The organism is Cytobacillus gottheilii (assembly GCF_018582665.1).
Lineage (GTDB): Bacteria > Bacillota > Bacilli > Bacillales > Cytobacillaceae > Cytobacillus > Cytobacillus gottheilii.
The window spans coordinates 939156-960262 of sequence record NZ_CP071709.1 but is presented as its reverse complement, the minus strand read 5'-3'; the positions used below and the strand labels follow the sequence as shown (position 1 = coordinate 960262).

The following is a 21107-nucleotide window of genomic DNA, read 5'->3' as shown; positions in this document are numbered from 1 at the left end:
GTATGTATTATTGAGGATGAAGCTTAAACAAACCTTAAAAAGGAGAAACAAAAAAAGTATGCTGCGGAGCACTCGTTTACTTCACTTGAGCGTTAAGGCTTCTTATTTTGCAAAAAAAAGAAACCACCATAACAGTGATTTCTTCATTTATGCTTATTTACATAGGCAGCGTAATCGTAAAGGTTGTGCCTTTTTGTTTGTTTTGGGAGGCTTTAATTGTTCCGCCGTGTTTGGCTATAATCCAGGATGCGATGGAAAGGCCTAAGCCCACTCCTCCAGTTTCTCGGGAACGCGCCCGGTCTTCCCGGTAAAAACGGTCAAAGATTTTATCAGCATTTTCCTGCTTAATTCCGATTCCTGTATCACTAATTTCAATGAGCGCTTTATGGTCGGAAATGCTAGTGCTCACACCGATGCTGTCTCCTTCATTCGTATATTTAAGAGCATTATCAAGCAGGATGACAAACAGCTGATGAAGACGCACTTCATCTCCTTTTACCTCTGCTTGTGCATGTAAATTCAGCCACATTTGCTTTTCCTGTGATTCTGCAATTTCAATGTAGGGTGCGCATACATCTTTTATAAATCTATCAAGTACCAATGGCTGTTTAACCAGTTCTGTTTCAGCCGAATCTGCTCTCGCCAAAGTCAGCAAGTCTGAGGTGAGCTTTGATAAACGTCTTGTTTCAGATAAACTCAAGGCAATATTTTCAAACTTATTCATTATCTTTTCATCTGGTTCTACTAAGAGCAGTTCCAGCTTATTCTGGATAATTGTTAACGGCGTACGCAGTTCATGTGAAGCATTTTCAACAAACTCAGTTTGTTTGTTCCAGGATTGAATAATCGGTTTCATCATTTTTTTTGATAATAAGTAACTCGCTGATATCGATAAAATAACAAATATGGATGAACAAAGTACTAATAGCTCACCAAAATGATCAATTATCGCCGTTTCTCCATCGATATTGATTAATAGCTGATGATAAGCAATTTCATCACTTTCATTTTGGTCTTCAAACAGCAAATATCGAAAATCATATTCATCATGAAAAGTTATGTTGGTGATCACATCCATATTCTCAACTTCAAGCTGATAATCCTCTAAATAATTATTGTAAAAAAGTGTTCCAATTTGATTTTGGTTCACAATCTCGCCAGATTCATTCCAGCTTAACATAATTATTCTTGGATTGATCTCGAACCCCTTACGATCATCAGGGCGAGGCTCATCCGGAAATTCTGTGCCTCGGTCTGGTTCCAGTTTCATCTCCCCTGGAAACTGTTCTTCCATCATTTGCTTGAACCGCAAAAGCTCATCATCTGTTTTTGAGAATAAAGTCCCTTGAACCTGGCCAAAAATAATGATGCCAAAAATTGAAAAAATGACGGTAAAGGCAATTAAGTTGAACAGCATAAATTTGAGCTGCTGATTCCTAAATACCTTATTTTTAAACATCCGCTTCACCTTTTTCTGTGAGCATATAGCCTAATCCCCGAAATGTTTTTATATAAGCATCATAATGAAACTTTTTCAAGCTTTTCCGCAGGTTGCTCGCATACACCTCAACCACTGTTGTGGAAGTATCCGATTCAAAGCCCCATATGCGGTCAAATATTTGTTCTTTTGTCAGGATTGTATTTTTATTGTTGATCAAATACTCCAGCAAATCGAATTGTTTTCCGTTAAGCTTCACTTCTTCTTCCCCAATATGAGCTGTCTTATTTTGCAGATTCATTCGCAGCTGTTTAAAGGTGAGTGTATGTTCTTTAAACTCACCACCTGCTCTGCGCACAATGGCCTCAAGTCTCAGCAGCAATTCCTCACGATGAAACGGCTTGACCAAATAGTCATCTGCCCCCACTTTAAAGCCTTTAATTTTATCATCTATTCCATCTTTAGCCGTTAGAATGATAACCGGCGTTTTGATCTGATCCTGTCTAAGCTGCTCTAACACTTCATATCCATTCATATTCGGCATCATGATATCGAGGATGATACAGTCAAATATATTCTGTGCAGCTAAAAACAAACCTTCTTCCCCATCGAACGCCTGCTTTACCTCAAACATCCCCATGGTCGTTTCTTTAATCGTTTCAGAAAGATATATATCATCTTCTATAATAAGTAATTTCATGTCCAGCTCTCCTTATATACGACCGTTTCAAGATATGTAGATTATAGGACGAACAGTGTAAAAAGCAAAATGTTTTTTTATTTTAAGGTTTCCTTAAGGTTGGTTCAGCATAATGGCTTTAGCAAGTAACATTGCAATGATAAGAAAAGGAGACTTTTAATATGAACAAATCAGCATATGTAAAAACAGCGGCAGCGCTGTTAAGTTTAAATGTATTATTTGCATGCAGCAATGACGGAAAGGAACCCGAAAACTCTGCCACGGCAGCAACATCAGCGAGCGCAGAAGAAGTATTAGCCCTCATTAATGAACAAGTGTCATATACCGATGAGGATTACTATTCGGACTGGAAAAAGGAAAATGCAACAAGCATAGTCTTAAATGGATCCGCAGCAGAATTCCCTTCTGATGCAACTGTTTTACTCGAAGATAATATTCTTACAATTAAAGCCGGCGGAGTTTATGAAATCAGCGGCACGTGGGATAACGGCCAAATCAAAATTGATGCTGAAGATAAAAACACCGTAAAGCTTGTTTTAAATGGCGTGGAAATCAATAATACTACTGGTTCTGCCATCTATGTTGCAAATGCTGAAAAGACGGTTATCTCTCTTGCTGAAGACACAGTAAATACCATTTCAGACGGAGAAAATTATATATTTGCAGATGAAAATGAGGACGAACCAAATGCTGCTCTCTTCAGCAAAGACAACCTGACGATTAATGGTCCTGGCAAATTAATCGTAAATGGACAATATAATAACGCCATAACAAGTAAAGACGAACTAAAGATTACAGGCGGTGAGTATCAGATTACGGCTGCTGATGACGGCATTATGGGACGGGATCTGCTTGCAGTAAAAGAAGGTTCATTCACCATAGATGCTGGTGGTGATGGCTTAAAATCATCTAACGATAAAGATGCGGACAAGGGCAGTATTGCTCTTGAAAATGGAACTTTTAATATAATAGCAGACAGTGATGGCGTGCAATCAGTTTCTTCATTATTAATTGCAGGAGGAACATACACGGTCACTGCAGGCGGAGGCAGCCCTGATACAATAGCCGTTAAAGATACTGGAATGGGCAGACCTTTTAGCAGCACAAACGAAACTGAAGCTGTTACAGAAGAAGATACAACGAGCACAAAAGGATTAAAGGCTTCAGCACAAATTATGATTGGAGGAGGAGATTTCACCATTGATACATTGGATGACGCCCTTCATAGTAATGATAGCCTGAGCATATATGATGGACAGTTCTCGATTGCTACTGGTGATGACGCACTTCATGCCGATGCTGCAATTGAGGTGAATGGCGGAAATATCAACATTACAAAGAGCTATGAAGGAATTGAAGCGAATGATATTACAATCAACGATGGTGACATTCAGCTGGTTGCCAGTGATGATGGAGTGAATGCTGCTGGCGGGAATGATGGATCGGCAATGGATTTCCAAGCCTCTTCCGGTGAGCATAAGCTGCAAATTAATGGCGGTGCACTCTATGTAGATGCAAGTGGGGACGGCCTTGATGCAAACGGATCGATTGAAATGACTGGTGGTACGGTCTTCGTAAATGGTCCTGTGAACAACGGAAATGGATCATTGGACTATGATGGAAGCTTCACCATCAGCGGCGGTACGATCATTGCTGCCGGAAGTTCAGGTATGACCCAAGCCGCTTCAGCTCAATCAGAACAAGCGGGAATCATGATGACGTACCCAGAACAGCAAGAAGCTGGCACAATCATTCATCTTGAAGACGCTGAAGGAAACACAATTTTAACATTCGCACCAGCTAAAGAATACCAATCTGTTTTTATCAGTACAGCTGATCTGAAAAAAGATACTGCTTACACATTGTACTCTGGTGGGTCTTCCGCTGAGGACAATACAAACGGCTTATATGCTGAAGGAAGCTATGAAGGAGGAACTAAGTTGGTAGAATTCACCACTTCAGATACCATTACATGGATAAATGAGTCTGGTGTAACCGAGGCAAACAGCGGGGGCTTTGGCGGCGGTGGAGCTCGCGGCGGATTGGGAGCACCGGGTGAACAAACTGCAGAGACTGACACTTCAGGTGAGCAGGTAGTGCCTGGAGATGGTGAAGGTGCGCCAAATCCTGATGGCAGCGGGATAAGACCGGGAGGCGGGATGCCAAACGATCTGTTTGGAGATCTTGATGAAGAAACACAGCAAAAAGTACAAGAAATCATGGAGCAGGAGCAGGGTGGGACGATTACCCGTGAAGAAGCACAATCACAACTAGCTGAACTAGGGATCGACATGCCAATGCGAAGCGGCGGCAGAGAAACTCAAAGTGAAACGAGTGAAGAAATTTAATTTTTTTGAAGAGGCTTGGGCTGCTCCAGGCCTCTTTTTACTTTGCTTTGAAGGAGTGGTTTTTACTTAAAGTTATGAAATCGTTGCTATCCTCATCGTTCAACCGCTAGCTATTTAGGTATTGGAGTTTTTTTGTATTGTTCTTCCGTTAAAAGAGACTTGAATATTTTCTATTATTTCCATTTGCACGTTACCGGTTTCCGCTTATTGGATTTTCGTGGCTTGTTTCACCGGTTTTAACGACGCTATTTTCCATTTATTGGACTTCAAGGGCATGTTTCTCCCATTATTACGACTCTATTTTCCAATTACTGGAGTTTCGTCTCTCATTTCTCTGGTTTTCACGACACTGTTTTCCAGTTACTGGACTTTTGTGTCTCGTTTCTCTCGTTTTTCACGACACTGTTTTCCAGTTACTGGACTTTCGTCTCTCATTTCTTTCGTTTTCGAGACACTATTTTCCAGTTACTGGTCTTTCGTGTCTCGTTTCTCTCGTTTTCGCGACACTGTTTTCCAGTTACTGGACTTTCGTGTCTCGTTTCTCCGGTTTTCACGACACTGTTTTCCATTTACTGGACTTTCGTGTCTCGTTTATCCCTTTTTCACGACATTGTTTTCCATTTACTGGACTTTCATGTTTCATTTCTCCGGTTTTCACGACACTGTTTTCCAGTTACTGGACTTTCGTGTCTTTTTTCTCTCGTTTTCTCGACACTGTTTTCCAATTACTGGACTTTCGTGTCTCATTTCTTTCGTTTTCGAGACACCATTTTCCAGTTACTGGACTTTCGTGTCTCGTTTCTCTCGTTTTCGCGACACCATTTTCCATTTACTGGACTTTCATGTCTCGTTTCTCTTGTTTTCGCGACTCTGTTTTCCAGTTACTGGACTTTTGTGTCTCGTTTCTCCCCTTTTCACGACATTTTTCTCCAGTTACTGGACTTTCGTGTCTCGTTTATCCCTTTTTCACGACTTTATTTTCCATTTATTGGATTACCCTATCTTCTTTATCCCTTTTTTACGATACTGTTGTCCAGTTGCTATTCAAGCGCATTGTTCGCTAGTTTTATTCTAATTGGATAAAATTAAACTAAGCAGTTTTTCTAAGAAAGAGCTAGGAGGCTTTTGATATGAATAATGAAATTCTTTTAAACGGCACATCTATTAAAGTTAAAAGCTTGAATCACGACGTAGCAGCGGGTCTTCATAAAATCACTGTTGTCTTCAATGTAAACAGTGAAGAATATCATGACATCGCAGTATTATTATATGAAAAAACCTTTGAAGTTTCCGTACCTTCCCTACAACTGGCTTTCACGGGAGAAATCGTTCACTACTATACCTCGCTTACAAACCTTTATGAAAAAGGAAATGTTGGAGAGTACACGGTAACCTTTCTTGAAAAGGAACGAGCAACACAATGAAACTAAGCATTTTGGATCAATCGCCTATTTCAGCGAATCAAACAGCAAAAGAAGCACTGGAAGCTTCCTTGAAGCTTGCCCAGCACGGTGAAAAATATGGTTATTCCCGCTACTGGATTGCAGAGCATCATGATTTAAACGGACTAGCCTGCCCCGCACCAGAGATCATGCTGAGTTATATTGGTGCACAAACGAATACCATTCGAATTGGGTCCGGTGCCGTTCTTTTACCTTACTATAAGCCTTATAAGGTTGCAGAGGTTTTTAATATGCTTGCCACATTGTTTCCAGACCGCATTGATATCGGGCTTGGCCGTGCGCCAGGCGGATCTGCTGAAGCAAGCCAGGCACTATCTGATCATTTCTTAAAAGGCGTATGGTCCTTTCCTGACTCAATTGATGACCTTTTGCATTTTCTGGACAATGATTTTCCGGAAGATCATTCCTATGCAAAAGTAAAGGCAGCTCCTATCCCTGATCAATCACCCCAGCCCTGGCTGCTCGGCACAAGCAAAAAAAGCGCCATTCTTGCCGGTGAAAAAGGAATATCCTATGTATTCGGCCATTTTATGAGCGACAAGGATGGCCCTGCAATTGTGGAGCAGTATCGGGATGTTTACAGCAAAATTCCACACAAAGAAAAACCTTATGTCATTATAGCGGCAACTGTGTTTTGCGCTGAGACAACGGAAAAAGCTGAAAAAATTGCTTTAAGCTCTTTAATCTGGTCTATTCAGAGAGAAAAGAAAGAGGGAAACCAAGGAGTACCAAGCATAGAGAATGCAAAAAATGCCCCGCTGTCTTTTGAAGAAAAAACGAAGCTCGAAGCCATGAAGGAAAAGATCATTTTCGGGAATCCTGCTGAAGTTAAGCAGAGACTTGACCAATTGCAGGATCAATATCATGCTGACGAGCTTATGATTGTGACAATTACGTATGATCCTAGTGATAAATACGAGTCTTATCGGCTAATAGCCCAGGAATATAAGGTTTTTTAATTCAATTTTTTGCAGGCTGTTGTTAAAAAGAAGAGGCATCTACGCTTGTAGATGCCTCTTTTTTCTCTTAAACATCAGCTGCACAGCGGAATCCTACATTGCCTGAAGAGCTGTCTTCTGTATTCGAACTCCGGGCTGCCACTCTGTAGCGATTACAGTATGAATCGTGACATAAATAAGAACCGCCTCGCATTGTTCTTGGTGATTCTGGCATCTGCATGTTGGTGTTAGAATCATCTTTTTTAGAACGATCAAACCAATTTGCACACCATTCCCAAACGTTTCCTGCCATATTGTGCAAACCATATCCATTTGCCGGAAAAGCATGAACAGGTGCTGTTCCTAAATAGCCATCTTCTTCTGTATTTTTTACCGGAAATTGACCTTGCCATATATTGCAGTAATGCTCTCCGTCAGGCTGTAAGGTATCTCCCCATGGATACCTCTTCTGAACAAGCCCGCCTCTTGCGGCATATTCCCACTCTTCTTCTGTCAGCAGTCTTTTTCCAGCCCACTTGCAATAAGCCTGAGCGTCATTCCAGGAAACATGCACAACAGGGTGATCCATTCGGTCTTCAATTGAAGAATCAGGACCTTCTGGATGCTGCCAATTGGCTCCATGTACAACACGCCACCATGGGGTTTGTACTGGTGCCTGTGTGACTTTTGCAGCTGTTTCCTCAGATATTAGCAGATGAAAAACAAAAGACCAGCCAAATTTGTCGGCATCTGTCTGATAGTTTGTATCGTTAATAAATTCTTGAAACTCGCGGTTTGTTACGGTATATGGATCAATATAAAAAGGGTCAACCTTTACTTCCCGAATCGGTCCTTCCTGGTCAAACGGATTGGCGTCATCATCCTCCGTTCCCATTAAAAAGGTGCCTCCTTCAAGGTAAACCATACTTTCTTTATCCTTCTGTTTCACTTGGCTCTCAAGATTTTGTTCACTTTCTGAAATAGTATTATTCACAGAAATAGACGATCTGGATGCTGAACAGCAGCTTTTCTGGTTGTCCATTGGATCACTCCCTATAGAAAATCTCACTTTTATCATTTTCCCATTCGGGCAGGAGTTTTGCAAAATTTCAGCAATCAATAATAGAGTGGCATTTTATTTTCATATTTATTAATTTTATTTGTAAACCTTAATGTCGTCAGGTGTGGTCGCGTAATGGCACTTCCAACCACGACTGCATAGGCACCTAAGTATAAACTTTCAATTGCCTCTTCAGGTGTATTGATTTTTCCTTCCATTAAGACAAGTCCTTTGCCCTCACATGCACGGACAATTTTAGCCAGCATTTCAAAGTCAGGACTATCAATTGACTTCGGATTATCATTAAATCGATACAGAGTTGGAGCCACCATATGAGCACCTTGCTCCAGTGCGATGACAGCTTCTTCTTCATTGCGGATATCCGCTAAAATGATGGTTTCAGGGTATTTTTGTTTGATTTTTTCAATTAGGAGATATGCTTTTTCACCATCTGCATTGATCCGGTCAGTTGCATCAATTGCCACAATATCGGCACCTGCCCCTATAACCTCATCAACTGCTTCCATGGTTGGCGTTATAAAAACAGAACTATTCTCTGAATGCTGCTTCCACAAACCGATAATAGGAAGGTCTGTGATTTGGCGGACCTCGCTGATTTGTTCCGGAGTGTTAAGACGCAGGCCTGCTGCTCCTCCCCATATCGCAGACTTGGCCATCCCTGTAATAATGCCTGGCATATACATCGGGTCGTCCTTCTTTGCCTGACATGAAACAATAAGACCATTTTTTAATTGCTGGATCATTTTCTGCTGTTTCTCATTATAAGATTGCATTTCACCATTACCTCCTCTATTTAGATTACATAATGGAAAAATCCCGCTTACTCAGAAGAATAAGCGAGAGTTACCCAGCACTTTTATTTTGTTAGGTCAACAATATTTTCCTGCTGTGCTTCTACTTTTTCATTTGGATTGTTTACTTTGCAGGCTTCCCCGCTTGTAAAAATCAGAATAATATCTGTTGAAGGAACAAGATCTTTAATTGAATCAAAATCAACCGTTAATAAAAGGTCACCTTGCTTCACTTTTTGTCCATCTTGGATGTGAGAAGTAAATCCTTTACCCTCTAAGTTTACAGTATCTACGCCCACATGAATGAGAATCTCTTTACCGTCCTCTGTCTTTAAGCCGACCGCATGATTTGTTTTAAAAACAAAATCAACGACAGCATCTACAGGAGAGAATACTTGCGAAGCACTCGGTGCAATCGCAAAGCCATCACCCATAATTTTTTGTGAAAAAGTTTCATCGTTTACTTGATCAATCGATTTAATCGTCCCGGCAGCAGGGCTGACAAAACTATCTTTTTTCTTTTTATTAAAAAGTCCAAACATGTTACTCACCAGCCTTTAAATAGTCATTAGGATCTTTCGAGCTAGGGTTATACGTTTCTGCACGATTAACCTTCCAGCCTTCTTCTATTTTGAAGTGACCTGACAAAATCGGATCATTTGTTTTCACTTGATAGTCATGCATTTTTTGACGCATTTCTTCAAGAATCATTTTGTACCGCTCATCACCAGCTAAGTTATTTCTTTCGCCTGGATCGTACAATAAATCATATAAACCTTCATGAGGCTTCATAGCTTCTTCTAAGCCATTTTCATGAAATAATGTTTTTGTTGGTGAATTATCAATATTTGTACGGTTAATTTTCAAATAGTTTTCATCATAATATTTAATATACTTATACCTTTTCGTGCGGATGCTTCGCGCAGGCTCATAGGACGTGTGATAATTGATCTCAGCAAAAATCTCGTCTCTCACCTCATGATCCATCACTTTAAACATCTCTGCAAAAGAAACACCCTGCAGATAAGAAGGCTTTTCAATCTCCAGCAATTCACATAATGTAGGGAAGATATCTACCTGAGATACAAGACCTTCTACTTCCTCACCAATCATATTACTTCCTGGAACACGCATGATTAATGAAACACCGATTCCGGTATCATACAATGTACATTTGCCGAATGGGAAAGCTAAACCATGGTCCGTCGTAAAAATAATAATGGAGTTATCATATAAACCTTCTTCTTTTAATGCATCAATCACGATTTTAAATGATTCGTTTGCCCAAGTTGCAGAGTTAAGATATCCCGTGTAATCTTCACGAATTCTCTTATCATCCGACATTGGGTATGGAGGCATTACATACTTTGGATCAAACTCCGGGTAATCCTCGTGTGCTTCTTCCGGAAACTTGCGGTGTGTCGCAAACATTCCATAGGATAAGAAGAAAGGCTTATCCTTATCTGTCTGCTGCAGCCATTCACGAACTTGATTCGCGTTTTCATAATCCCACTTCACAAGCTCCTGTTCAGTTAGTCCAGAATTATCAGCCGTAATATCCTGATCATATCCAATCATTTTTGCGCCATTTTTATGATCTGTATAGCTGCCAGCCTCATGCTGAATACCACAAAGGACAGTATGATAATCTTGCTTCTTTAAGAAATTTACTAAATGCTGATTATAATCATGAAGCTGGAATCCCCGCTGAGATAAACCATACATTCCGTTGCTATGCGGGTACATTCCTGTCAGAAGTCCTGCCCGGCTCGGTGAACAAGTTGGCCCTACACAATATGCCTGTCTAAAAATGGTTGCTTCTTCCGCAAACTGCTGCAGTGCAGGTGTCGGAACATCATAACCATATGGACTAAGAACTTTTCCGCTATCATGTGTGTGTATATAGATTACATTCTTTTTCATCGTAAAACTCCTTTCAGGATAACGGCAAAGACTCTATCAAAAAATCGATAGAGCGCTTCCCCTATTACAAATGCTTAATATTGTTTTGTTCGATATAATCATCTACTTCACCGCGGATAATGTTTACCTTTGGTCCGTAGATCACTTGAATCGCCTTGCCTCTGACAACTGTATTCATGGCGCCAGTCTGCTTTAATACCTTTGCATCAATCTTATCTGGCTTCACTACAGTTACTCTTAGTCTTGTTGCACAGTTATCAATTTCTGTAATATTATCAAAACCGCCAAGACCTTCAATGATTAATTTAGCTTTATCATCTTCTGTTACTACTGCTGCTACATGACTTTGTTCTTCTTCTGTCACCTCGTCATCATCACGGCCAGGTGTTTTTGCATTAAGCTTGATAATCAAGAACTTAAAGACAAAATAGTAAACAACTATAACCGGAATGGCTAACAGGAGAGCCCAAAGGAAATTCGTTTTATCGTTTCCTTGGAATACTCCGAATAGAAGGAATTCAACAAGTCCTGCTGAGAAAGTTGAACCGATTGTAATATTGGCAATGCTCGCTACTACAAAACTTAGAGCAAAAAGGATTGCTTCTGCTGCGAAAAGAAGTGGTGAAGCGAATAATAGAGCGAAAGAAATTGGCTCAGTAACACCTGTTACAAATGCTGTTAAACCTACTGATAATAAGAAACCAGCTGTTGCTTTTCTCTTTGGTCCTTTAGGAATTGCATGATACATCGCAAGAACGATACCGATCATACCGAACATCATGTGTAAATAACGGCCACTATTAAATAGTGCTAAGTTTCCAAAGAATTTAGTTGTTTCAGGATCAGATAATTGCGCTAAGAAAATCGTTTGGAATCCTTCATACATTTGTCCGCCAACTTCTAATGTTCCACCGGCAGCAGTCGTCCAGAATGGAAGATAGAAAACATGGTGAAGACCAAACAGATAAAGAGTACGAAGCATTAAACCATATAAAAATGCTCCAAGTGTACCAAGTCCTGTTGCAAATTCTCCAAATGCGGCAATTCCATTACCGATAAATGGCCAAATGATATACATTAAAGCACCAACAATTAAGAATACGAATGTATTAATAATTGGAACAAATCTTGAGCCTCCAAAGAAGGCAAGCATTTCAGGTAATTTTATATTATAAAAACGATTGTGGATTAAACCGGTTACAATACCTGTTAAAATACCTCCAAAAACACCCATTTGAAGTGTCAGAACTCCAAATTGTGCTCCTTGTCCATATGCCCGTGGATCTGCATCTGGTGGAGCTAATTCGCCTGTAATAGTTAAAAGTGCATTGATCGTAATAATTAAGACGAAATAACCAACAACAGCTGCTAAAGCTGCAGGACCCTTTTCCTTTTTAGCTAAACCAATCGCTATCCCTACTGCGAATATTAATGGGAGAGCATTAAAAACCCCTGATCCAGCTGCTTTCATTATCTGTAAAATCGCTTGCAAAATGGTGTTGTCTAAAATTGGATATGTTTCAAGAACTGCTTGACCAGATAAAGCGGACGATATTCCTAGCAATAATCCCGCTACTGGAAGGATCGCTACTGGCAGTAAAATCGCTTTTCCAAGTTTTTGACCAAAACCCATCAGTGCGTCTTTCATGTTTATACCCCTTTCTCTTTGTAAAATTAACAGTTAATAGGAACCGCTTTCACCATCCTTAAAAATTTTTACTCATGTTTGAATGTTGAAAACGGTTAAATCAATCTCTATAAACATAATATCAAATCCATTAAATATGTCAATACATTTTAACAATACGTATTAATAAATAATATAGATTACTATATCTATATATTTAAAAGACGTTAGTAAACACCTTTGCTCCATATTCCTAAGCCTTTTATGACTGTAAGTGTCTGCTTCTTTGCAAAGCTTATGTATAAAATGGAATATTATTTTTATTAAATGAAAAAAAGCACTCACCTAATTGATGAATGCCATTATTGTTTTGCTATTTCAATTGTAAATTTTATATAGACATCATAAAATTTGTTAATACAAATTATTTTGCTCTTATGGATTGATATTGATACTTTTCTGAGTTTAAAATGACCTCTGTATAATCCAGAATTTTTCCTGTTGTTAAAAAGGTTGTATTCAATAACTTTATTAAAGGCTGCTCTGGGTTATAGTTAAAGTATTTTACAATTTCCTCAGTCGGCATAATCGGCACTACTACATGATGGGAATGATCGATGGTTTGATTTTTTACTTCTTCGATATACTGATATTTAGATCCAGTTATATTTCCATAGGATAGATCTGGGTAATCTTCTACACTCATATAGCTAGTCTCCAGCATCATTGGGTCATTGTCCGCTTTCCGGAGTCTTCTAATAAAATAAATGGGTTTGCCCTTTTCCATTTGTAATTTAAGTGCAATTTCCGGACTTGCCGAAATAATTTTAAATTCAAGCACCTCTGTACTGGCCACTTTCCCCATTTCTTTCATTTCATCTGTAAAACTTTTCACATTGGTCGTTCTGCCAACAATTTTTTGACTTGAAACGAAGGTGCCACTCCCCTGGCTTCTGGATAGATATCCTTTCGCCACTAGATTATTGGTAGCCTGCCTGACAGTCACACGGCTTACACTAAACTTTTCAATCAATTCCTGTTCTGTTTCAATTAATTGACCTTTTGTATATTCTCCGCTTTTTATTTTTTCAAGTATATATTCTTCAATGATTTTATATTTCGCAATTCTTTTAGGCTTTTGCGGCAACAGACTAACCTCCACATATCACATTGTTATATCTTCAATATACCTTTTTTAGCGTGAGAATTAAAGGGAGTACCGGCCAATGTTCTCGCAGAAAGCGAATGTGATTTCTGATTGTATGTTAAAGCAATGCTTCATTTTTTATGGAGGAGAAGAAGAGGATATGTCAAAATAGCTCTCGTATTTTAAAAGCAACACTAAAAACCCGAATGATTAGAAATAACTCCTTTTCTAATCATTCAAGTATGATGTTAAATATTTATGTCCCAAGCTCTTTTAATAGGCTTTAAAGTCTAACCTGTTCACTCAACTTTTTATTTCACATCATCCACAAGTTTCTTCATGGAGTTCAGCTTGTTTGATAGTTCGTTAAACCACTCTCGGTCTCCCGTTTCAAGAGCAAGATCAATGAGAAAGCGAAGCTGTTCTAGGTTAGTCACCTTGGCATTAGGGATTTTCTTTAGCTGTTTCTGCAGAATCGGAATTTTCTTTCCAACTGCTTCATTGTTATCAGAGGTTACAACGATTACCTTTGCAAATTGTTCTTGTTCATTTACGGAATCAATGTATCCTAAAATTAATTCTCCATCTGCTGATTGTCCTTTGATCCAATCGCCGATTTGCAAATTCGTCATATATGTTCACCTACTCTTTTATTTTAAACTGTAAATATTTTCATTACAGTTAGACTGCAGGAAAAAATGTTCTTTCCCCTGTCAGCATAATTGATTTTTCTGGTTAACAAGATCCACAATGTCTTTAATAGTATAGTTTTTTAAATATTGTCCGAGATGCTGTTCTGCACCGATAAAAATCGAAAATAATACTTTTTGCATGTTTGCGCCTACTACGCAATCCTCATTCGAATCTGGACATTTGGGCTGTAAGGCTCCATCTGAAGTGATACGATATATATCCCACAAGTTGACTTCACTTGCATCTTTTGAAAAGATAAAACCGCCGCCGATTCCTTCTTTTGATACAATGAACCCATGTTTTTTTAATAAACTTAAAACCTTGCGAATTCGTACGGGATGTACACATGCACTTTCCGAAATAGCATCACTCGTTGACATATGATCCAATTGAAGAGCAAGATACGTTAAACTGTGTATGGCAAGAGTAAAGTCACTATTCATTTTTTGCCTCCAAAAAATGCAAAGTTTGTTATCTGTACTGTAATATTAATTGTTACAGATAGGGTTGTCAAGAATCCTGTCCGAGTGCATTAGTTCGCCATTTTCTGCAATTCACTAAAGGAAAATGAACGGAATTTGCGCGGCAGAAAACTGCGGATTTCTTCTTCATTAAAACCTACCTGCAAACGTTTTTCATCCAACAAAATGGGTCTGCGCAGCATTTGCGGATGATCCATAATTAACTGATATAATTCCTTCAGCGGTAGTGCATCCACATCCACATCTAAAGCTTGAAACGTTTTTGATTTTGTTGAAATAATTTCCTCTGTCCCTGCTTCAGTTAATCTTAAGATCGATTTAATTTCATCCACTGTTAAAGGGTTTGTTCCAATATTCTTTTCTACAAAATCGATTTGATGCTCCTCTAACCATGCTTTTGCTTTTCTGCAAGATGTGCAGCTTGAAGTCGTATATAAATGTACCATGAGTTTCAACACTCCCGACATAGTATTAGTCTAAATGTAATATAAAAAATTACAGTTTAAATAAATGAATAAGTGATAATCGTTATCACCTTATACTGTAATATTAATATTTACAGTTAAAGAAGTCAACCGTATTTTTACCTTTAATTAAAAATATTTTATATCGAACATTTATATCGTGTGATTAAGATCTCTTTCTATTTGTGTACTCCTATCCTCCATAATCACTGTTAATTTTTCCTTCATACTATCTGACGTCACAATACAGCTGACCGGCAGGAATTTTGTTTGGATTTTCAGCTCATAGCCTCCATTCACCTCTTTGCCATATCCATAAAATTTATGATTCTGATCAATTGGAATAAATTGAAAAGATTTGATGCTTTTCCAATGTACGAACCGCGTGCCGCATAATAGACCATCATCTAAAACAGCGAATAAGTTCAGGAGATTATTTGTATGAATTAACGGAAGAAATATACACAAATACAGAGCCCATTCAATGTCCCAATAGAATACCCCCATCCAGACCATGACACTCAAATAGACAAGCAGCAAGGCATAAATGATTAGGCCGGTTTTATGATTAGAAAAAGTCGGGAATTCAACAGGTGTCTGAGGATTTTTACGAATATCCTGCAGTTCTTCATTCGTCAAAGGCAATACAGGCTTCTGTTTCATTTTAACGAGAAGCTGCAGAAATTTAAAAGCATATAATCCGATTAGTAGAAAGAAAAATAGCGTCATAAAAACCTTCATTTCCTGCACCCTTTCCTTTTCTTAAAGTCATGGTAAAAAAAGTGAAACAATAAAGAAGATCAGCAGAATCCCTAATGCTATTCCAATTCCAAAAGCAGCAGCATAAGATTTCCTCGTATAGCCTTTAAACGCAGAAGGGGGTGCTCGCCTGATCTACTTTTCTAAAATGAATGATCAAACTGACATTAATCATGATAAAAACTGTAAATGCAATAATCAGCATCAGCACGATCTCTAAATCAAAAACACCGTCACCAGAATCACTGAACAAAACGGATTGTAAAATGAACATGCAGCCCAGTACTAAGCTCCAAATATGTCCTGTTCTTTTATACTTATACCACTCACTGCCCATTTTTTCTTTCTCATATTCTGCTGCCTGCTCAAGTATTGGGAATATAGATTTTGTAGAATCTCTCTTTATGAGACCAAAAACACTCTGAATCAATACTAATATCCCCGCAGTTAAATAAAATTGAGAGAACGTTAGCGTAAAGACATTGACAATAAGAAAAAAAACAGCGAGAAGAACAAGTATTAACATATTGATTGTGCCCGCTTGCCTTAGCCTCATATTGCTGACTTGATTTGCATCCATTCTGTTTCCCCCTTTTCCTGCTTTTCAGATTAGATGGGACGTCTAGTTTAGTACTGTAACACTAAAAATCGGATCGTTTTCTTTTTATTCTAATAATTGTTATTAAGGAACTCCATCAAGGCTTCGTTCATATCACTGGCTGACTTTCCAAGCCAGATCAAATGGCCCCATGAATCCAATACATAAATCTTTGCATCTGAAATTTTTTCTGCCGCATAATAGGCATGCTCCAATGGAACAGAGCCATCAAATGCACTATGCAAAATAAGTGTAGGACAAAGTACTTTTTCTAACTCATTTCCCGGCAGTTCGTTTACTTGTTTTAAATCGATTAAAAAACCATGTCCGGATCTTTGCCGATTGTTCATTTTTCTAACTTCTTCAATATCATTTGTACCAATTCTCTTTTTCGCTTCCCGATAGCTTAAACTGCTAAAGGATGAAAACATCTGCTTGAAAATAAACGCTGGAAAAAGCTGATTGATCCTAGACAGCAATGTCCATGTCGTTTTTTCGATTCGAGGATGAAAAATAACATGTGCTAATTTATACGTCAAATCCTCTGGTGTAAGCCACTCCTTCGTGACTGCTGATTGTAGAATGAGGGTTTTGACGTGTTGAGGATAATGAGCAGCAAAATATATAGCACTCGGTCCGCCTGCTGATATTCCAATAACATGCAGCTTATCAATTCCTAACTGGTTCAGTAAATCCAGATAATATTCACAAGCTGAAGCCAGATTTTCGCCAATTTCTTTCACAGTGCGACCATACCCAGGTCTTGATGGCGTAATGATGGAGAACCCATTATCAAGTAAACTTTTATATCCGAATTCTTCATAACAGTTTGAATGTCCCCCATGCATAACCAGGATAGGTTCACCCTCACCCAAAATCGAATATTCCAACTGACGGCCGTTTATTGACACTGTTTCTACAACTCGTTCCATAAATTGATTCTCCTTATTTTATATACGTTTGAGATAATAAACAGTTTCATATTTTGTCTATATTTTCCTTATAGTGGTGTAAAGCCATGTTCAATTCTCTCGTTTCTTTGTTTAATTTCCATTTTAAGGCCAGCCCAAAAATGATAAATGAAAGAGTAATAGCGCCATAAAAGGTATAACGATACCAGTTCGGATACCCTGCAAACCATGAAAAGAATTCTGTAAACAAGATGGTTATAAAAAGAGACCAGCCGCTCCATAGTATTAGTCTCCACACCGTCAAATCCCTTTTAGATAAAATAATCCCTTGACCTAAGCCGATGAGCAAACAAGCCAAAAAGAGTTGAATACAGGTCCAAAATTGCAGTGAGGTTTGCATACTCTTATCAATACTCCCAAGCACAAGATAGAAAAATACAAAGGCAATAAAGTACATACCTGCTGTTGCTTTTGATTCATACATAAATAGAAAAATTTCCTGCCATTTTTTCATTTCCTTTCCCTCCTTCGTTTATGGGTTTATACCTAACTTGTTTTTAAATGCTTGTGAATAATGACGTGAAACAATTAGTTTATCCCCTGATGTAAGTGTAATCTCTATTCGGCTGTGAAGGATGCTTTTTAGCTTTTGTATATGCATCAGGTTGACCAACTGGGATTTACCAATGCGAACAATATCGCTGTAGTGTAAGCTCTTTTCCAGATTTAAAAGTGAATCCTGACATTCCAAAACATCACTTTTGGTATAAAGGAACACCTTATGATCCACAGATTCTGCATAATAAATATCTCCTGAATGCAATACAAATGTTTCCCGCTCTTTTACAGCAAATATCTTTTCATCTGCCTGTTTTATGCAGGTCAGGAGGCTTTGAATAGTTGAATCCATCTGCTTGCATTTAATAACAATTTCTTGATCACCTGTTGAAATATACTCAACCGTAACCTTCATATCAGTTCCTCCAGTCCTCATTTTTTTAAAGTGTAAAATAGCTGATCGTTTTCCTCAATAGCACTTCACTTATGTTGCATTTTTCAGGTGCTAAGTTGCATATAAACCAAATACATCCTAATTTTTCACCAAGAGAAAAACCCTGATGTCTTAATTCACCATTACGACATCAGGGCTTCATTTCCATTATTCAGCTGGGTTAATTTTTACTTTTACCACATCATCTAAGTATTTAGTAGAATCATACCCATACAGTTCAATTGCAGTAGGTTTAACATTGTTGCCGTAATATTTTGTTCTCTCCACAGTTCTTATATGGCGGGGATGAACTAGCTCTTCATATGGAATGGTGGGATTATGAATATCATATTCTTTACCGTTTTTATCGACAATCACTCCTTCTCCATCCATTTCCATAGAGGTGATTTCAGCATCGTTTTCAGTTGCAACATTGTACTGTAAGGAATCAAAACTTCGATTCTCAGTTTCATAATTACTGAGCGTAATTTCAGTGGCATCCTTCGATTGGACATTATCAATTGAAATGGTGCTATCTGCATATTCTAATGTATAAGGATATTCCTGGATCGTATCCAACGGAATGGTTAATGAATCCGTCACCGATAAATGAACAGATCCAAAATGAATGCTCATTTCATTTGCTTCTGCACCTAAAAGAGGATCAAACAAGCTTTCAGTGGTTATTGACCCATTGTTATTGTGAGTTGAGTTATAGTAAGAACCGTAATAGTCTGACTGAATGACTGTCTCATCAACTTCTAAATGGTCAATCATGTAGGTATACATTCTCTGCATGTTAGGATCTCCTTCTACTGTGTACTGAAGCACGGTTGAAGTCGGTGCATACGTCAATGTATTAAAGGTTACTTCTGTTCCGTCAATTTCTGCACTTCCATCCAAGGTATATTCAGTTGAAGGTTGTTTCGTTAGAGGAAGTTCAAATTCCCATTCCCCTTTTGCAGCCTGTGTATATTCATAGTTGATACTCCCTTCTTCAGTCACCTGATGAAGGCTTCTAATATTAAGGTTAATCGTCGCGTTATCCTTTACGAGTGGCCGTAGACTAAGCTTTCCATGATACACATTTTTTTCTCTCTTGTTCAAATCCGATTCCATATCCGGCATAAAGTAGCGCGGATAAATCATGCTGTTTAAACTTTGGTATTCGTTTTCCACAGTAACTCCATCTTCATAAATCATCATATATTGATTCTCTTCTTCCAAATCTTCAATTTCATAATAAACAAGTGTCTGATATTCATCGGCAATAACACTTTTAATCTTAATTTTAATTCCGTTATCTTCCGCCACCAGGTTCAGCCGCTCTCCTAGGTTTTCCTGCAGATAATAGCGCAGTTCAGGATCATCCTCTGACAGGGCATAATAAGTAGAGGCAAAAATACCTGTAATAAATCCTAATGCGATCAGTACCGTAAAAACACTTGCTGTGATAAGGCCAAATCTTCTTCGTTTTTTTCTCTTCTGCTGTCTTTGTTTTTCTGTTTCTTCCACACTTTCTTTGATCCTTCTCCATATGGCAGCAGGCATCTGTTTTTTAGGCAGATCTGCCAGCATCAGCGTGACTTCTTGGAATGTCGCTAAATCCTCTTGGCAGTTTTGACAGTGGTATAGATGAATCTCAAAATCAATCTTTTCGGATCGCTCCATGGCCCGGTTTAAATAAGTAAGATAGTGTGGAATAAATTCCTGGCAGCCCTGGAATTCTGGCCCATCTCCTATTGTCTCTCTGATGGACTGAATTCCTGTAGCTAAAAGGGCTTTTAACTGATCCATATTTATTTGCAGCAGAGCTGCCGTTTCATCATATGATATTCCTTTTACATAAGTTAGAAGGATAGCTTCCTTCTCTTGCTTTTTTAATTGATAAATCGCGGCGATCAGTTCTTCTGTTCCCTCTGTCTCCTCTCGATTTCCACCACCAGCAAGCTCTTGGCATTTATGTACAAAGTTTGCGGTAACCCAGCCTTCATATGAGGTTTCTCTCTTAAATCGTGAAGATTCCTTGTCCGTTTTTAAAATAGATTGATAAAAAACTTCTTCTATTTTCTGATGGTCTGTGAAATGGCACAAGGCAATATTGTAAAGCGATTGACTATGCTGACCGAACCAGGAAAGTGTTTCAATCAAACTGCTATCACTCATATTGCTGACATGCACCTTATCCGTTTTTGCTGGGATCATGAATGTATTTCCCCCTGTATCCTGTCTTTTTCTCATTTAACTGGGTACTTCACTGCATTTTTCTCCATTTTTTTAAAAGCTTCTTCCATTAGATCCACATCCATCTTCTCAGCCAATTGCAAAAGATAAATGAATACATCCGCCATTTCTTCTTTTATATTTTGTTTATTTTCAGCAACTGCTGCCTCGCTGCTTCTCCATTGGAAATTCTCTAATAGTTCATTCGCCTCAAGCGAAATGGAAATTGCGAGATCTTTTTCATTATGATAAGGCGACCAGCCGCGTTCATCTCTAAACGCAGTAATCTTATCTATTAACTCCTTCAAGCCTATCCCACCTACTATTTTTGTAAATTACTACTATTTTATCATTTATTGAATTGGAAATTGAAGGTTGGTTTTGAAATTTTTATAAAAGTTTGAAAGATTGTTGATTTCAGTTGAGGAAATCAAACATTTGGACCTTGAATGAGGGATGTGCCTGTATATTCGTTTGATTTTCTTTAGAAGCGGGGAGATTTTAACTCGGATGCTGTTAAATTCGATTGA

Annotated in this window: 21 protein-coding genes; 3 read left to right on the top strand and 18 right to left on the bottom strand. The window is 38.4% G+C overall.

Annotation, left to right across the window (positions count from 1 at the left end):
- Nucleotides 1-157: 157 nt before the first annotated feature.
- Nucleotides 158-1459, bottom strand: a complete 1302-nt coding sequence (locus J1899_RS04625; protein WP_214477880.1) for a sensor histidine kinase — start codon at nt 1457-1459, stop codon at nt 158-160.
- Nucleotides 1452-2138, bottom strand: a complete 687-nt coding sequence (locus J1899_RS04620; protein WP_214477879.1) for a response regulator transcription factor — start codon at nt 2136-2138, stop codon at nt 1452-1454. Before J1899_RS04620 ends, J1899_RS04625 begins: the two co-directional genes overlap by 8 nt.
- Nucleotides 2139-2299: 161 nt before the next feature.
- On the opposite strand from J1899_RS04620, the gene J1899_RS04615 reads away from it, so the two are divergent.
- The 3 genes from J1899_RS04615 (at nt 2300) to J1899_RS04605 (ending at nt 6908) form a co-directional block, all read left to right on the top strand.
- Complete coding sequence (locus J1899_RS04615; protein WP_214477878.1) at nt 2300-4486, top strand: carbohydrate-binding domain-containing protein; 2187 nt, start codon at nt 2300-2302, stop codon at nt 4484-4486.
- A gap of 1130 nt (nt 4487-5616) precedes the next feature.
- Nucleotides 5617-5910: a DUF3219 family protein gene (locus tag J1899_RS04610; RefSeq protein ID WP_214477877.1), complete on the top strand. Its 294-nt coding sequence runs from the start codon at nt 5617-5619 to the stop codon at nt 5908-5910.
- Entirely contained in the window at nt 5907-6908 is a 1002-nt protein-coding gene (locus J1899_RS04605; protein ID WP_214477876.1) for an LLM class flavin-dependent oxidoreductase, read from the top strand. Before J1899_RS04610 ends, J1899_RS04605 begins: the two co-directional genes overlap by 4 nt.
- 67 nt (nt 6909-6975) lie before the next feature.
- Here J1899_RS04605 and J1899_RS04600 read toward each other — a convergent pair whose 3' ends face one another.
- The 16 genes from J1899_RS04600 to J1899_RS04525 all read right to left on the bottom strand — a co-directional run bounded on the left by J1899_RS04600 (nt 6976) and on the right by J1899_RS04525 (nt 20885).
- The gene (locus J1899_RS04600; protein WP_214477875.1) at nt 6976-7929 is read right to left on the bottom strand and encodes a formylglycine-generating enzyme family protein; all 954 of its coding nucleotides are present in this window, start codon (nt 7927-7929) and stop codon (nt 6976-6978) included.
- A gap of 74 nt (nt 7930-8003) precedes the next feature.
- Complete coding sequence (locus tag J1899_RS04595) at nt 8004-8741, bottom strand: N-acetylmannosamine-6-phosphate 2-epimerase (RefSeq protein ID WP_214477874.1); 738 nt, start codon at nt 8739-8741, stop codon at nt 8004-8006.
- An 83-nt stretch (nt 8742-8824) separates the two neighbouring features.
- Nucleotides 8825-9301 carry a PTS sugar transporter subunit IIA gene (locus J1899_RS04590; protein WP_214477873.1) on the bottom strand — a complete coding sequence of 159 codons (477 nt, stop codon included), beginning with the start codon at nt 9299-9301 and terminating at the stop codon, nt 8825-8827.
- A 1-nt stretch (nt 9302) separates the two neighbouring features.
- On the bottom strand, nt 9303-10682 hold the full coding sequence (locus J1899_RS04585; protein WP_214477872.1) for a sulfatase family protein: 1380 nt from the start codon (nt 10680-10682) through the stop codon (nt 9303-9305).
- A 64-nt stretch (nt 10683-10746) separates the two neighbouring features.
- Nucleotides 10747-12330 (bottom strand): PTS transporter subunit EIIC, encoded by a 1584-nt coding sequence (locus tag J1899_RS04580; protein WP_214477871.1) that lies wholly within the window; start codon nt 12328-12330, stop codon nt 10747-10749.
- A gap of 403 nt (nt 12331-12733) precedes the next feature.
- On the bottom strand, nt 12734-13456 hold the full coding sequence (locus tag J1899_RS04575; RefSeq protein ID WP_214477870.1) for a GntR family transcriptional regulator: 723 nt from the start codon (nt 13454-13456) through the stop codon (nt 12734-12736).
- Between the two features lie 311 nt (nt 13457-13767).
- Nucleotides 13768-14088: an IDEAL domain-containing protein gene (locus J1899_RS04570; RefSeq protein ID WP_214477869.1), complete on the bottom strand. Its 321-nt coding sequence runs from the start codon at nt 14086-14088 to the stop codon at nt 13768-13770.
- An 81-nt stretch (nt 14089-14169) separates the two neighbouring features.
- The gene (locus tag J1899_RS04565; protein ID WP_066449384.1) at nt 14170-14592 is read right to left on the bottom strand and encodes an RrF2 family transcriptional regulator; all 423 of its coding nucleotides are present in this window, start codon (nt 14590-14592) and stop codon (nt 14170-14172) included.
- An 89-nt stretch (nt 14593-14681) separates the two neighbouring features.
- Nucleotides 14682-15077, bottom strand: a complete 396-nt coding sequence (gene spxA / locus J1899_RS04560; protein ID WP_066449385.1) for a transcriptional regulator SpxA — start codon at nt 15075-15077, stop codon at nt 14682-14684.
- Between the two features lie 171 nt (nt 15078-15248).
- Nucleotides 15249-15836, bottom strand: a complete 588-nt coding sequence (locus J1899_RS04555) for a hypothetical protein (protein WP_214477868.1) — start codon at nt 15834-15836, stop codon at nt 15249-15251.
- A 124-nt stretch (nt 15837-15960) separates the two neighbouring features.
- Nucleotides 15961-16434 (bottom strand): hypothetical protein, encoded by a 474-nt coding sequence (locus J1899_RS04550; RefSeq protein WP_214477867.1) that lies wholly within the window; start codon nt 16432-16434, stop codon nt 15961-15963.
- An 89-nt stretch (nt 16435-16523) separates the two neighbouring features.
- Nucleotides 16524-17384: an alpha/beta fold hydrolase gene (locus J1899_RS04545; RefSeq protein ID WP_214477866.1), complete on the bottom strand. Its 861-nt coding sequence runs from the start codon at nt 17382-17384 to the stop codon at nt 16524-16526.
- Between the two features lie 46 nt (nt 17385-17430).
- Complete coding sequence (locus J1899_RS04540; RefSeq protein ID WP_214477865.1) at nt 17431-17877, bottom strand: hypothetical protein; 447 nt, start codon at nt 17875-17877, stop codon at nt 17431-17433.
- Between the two features lie 18 nt (nt 17878-17895).
- The gene (locus tag J1899_RS04535) at nt 17896-18336 is read right to left on the bottom strand and encodes a LytTR family DNA-binding domain-containing protein (RefSeq protein WP_214477864.1); all 441 of its coding nucleotides are present in this window, start codon (nt 18334-18336) and stop codon (nt 17896-17898) included.
- A gap of 186 nt (nt 18337-18522) precedes the next feature.
- Entirely contained in the window at nt 18523-20559 is a 2037-nt protein-coding gene (locus tag J1899_RS04530; protein ID WP_214477863.1) for a DUF4179 domain-containing protein, read from the bottom strand.
- Nucleotides 20560-20591: 32 nt separating this feature from the next.
- The gene (locus J1899_RS04525) at nt 20592-20885 is read right to left on the bottom strand and encodes a nucleotide pyrophosphohydrolase (RefSeq protein WP_214477862.1); all 294 of its coding nucleotides are present in this window, start codon (nt 20883-20885) and stop codon (nt 20592-20594) included.
- Between the last annotated feature and the right edge of the window lie 222 nt (nt 20886-21107).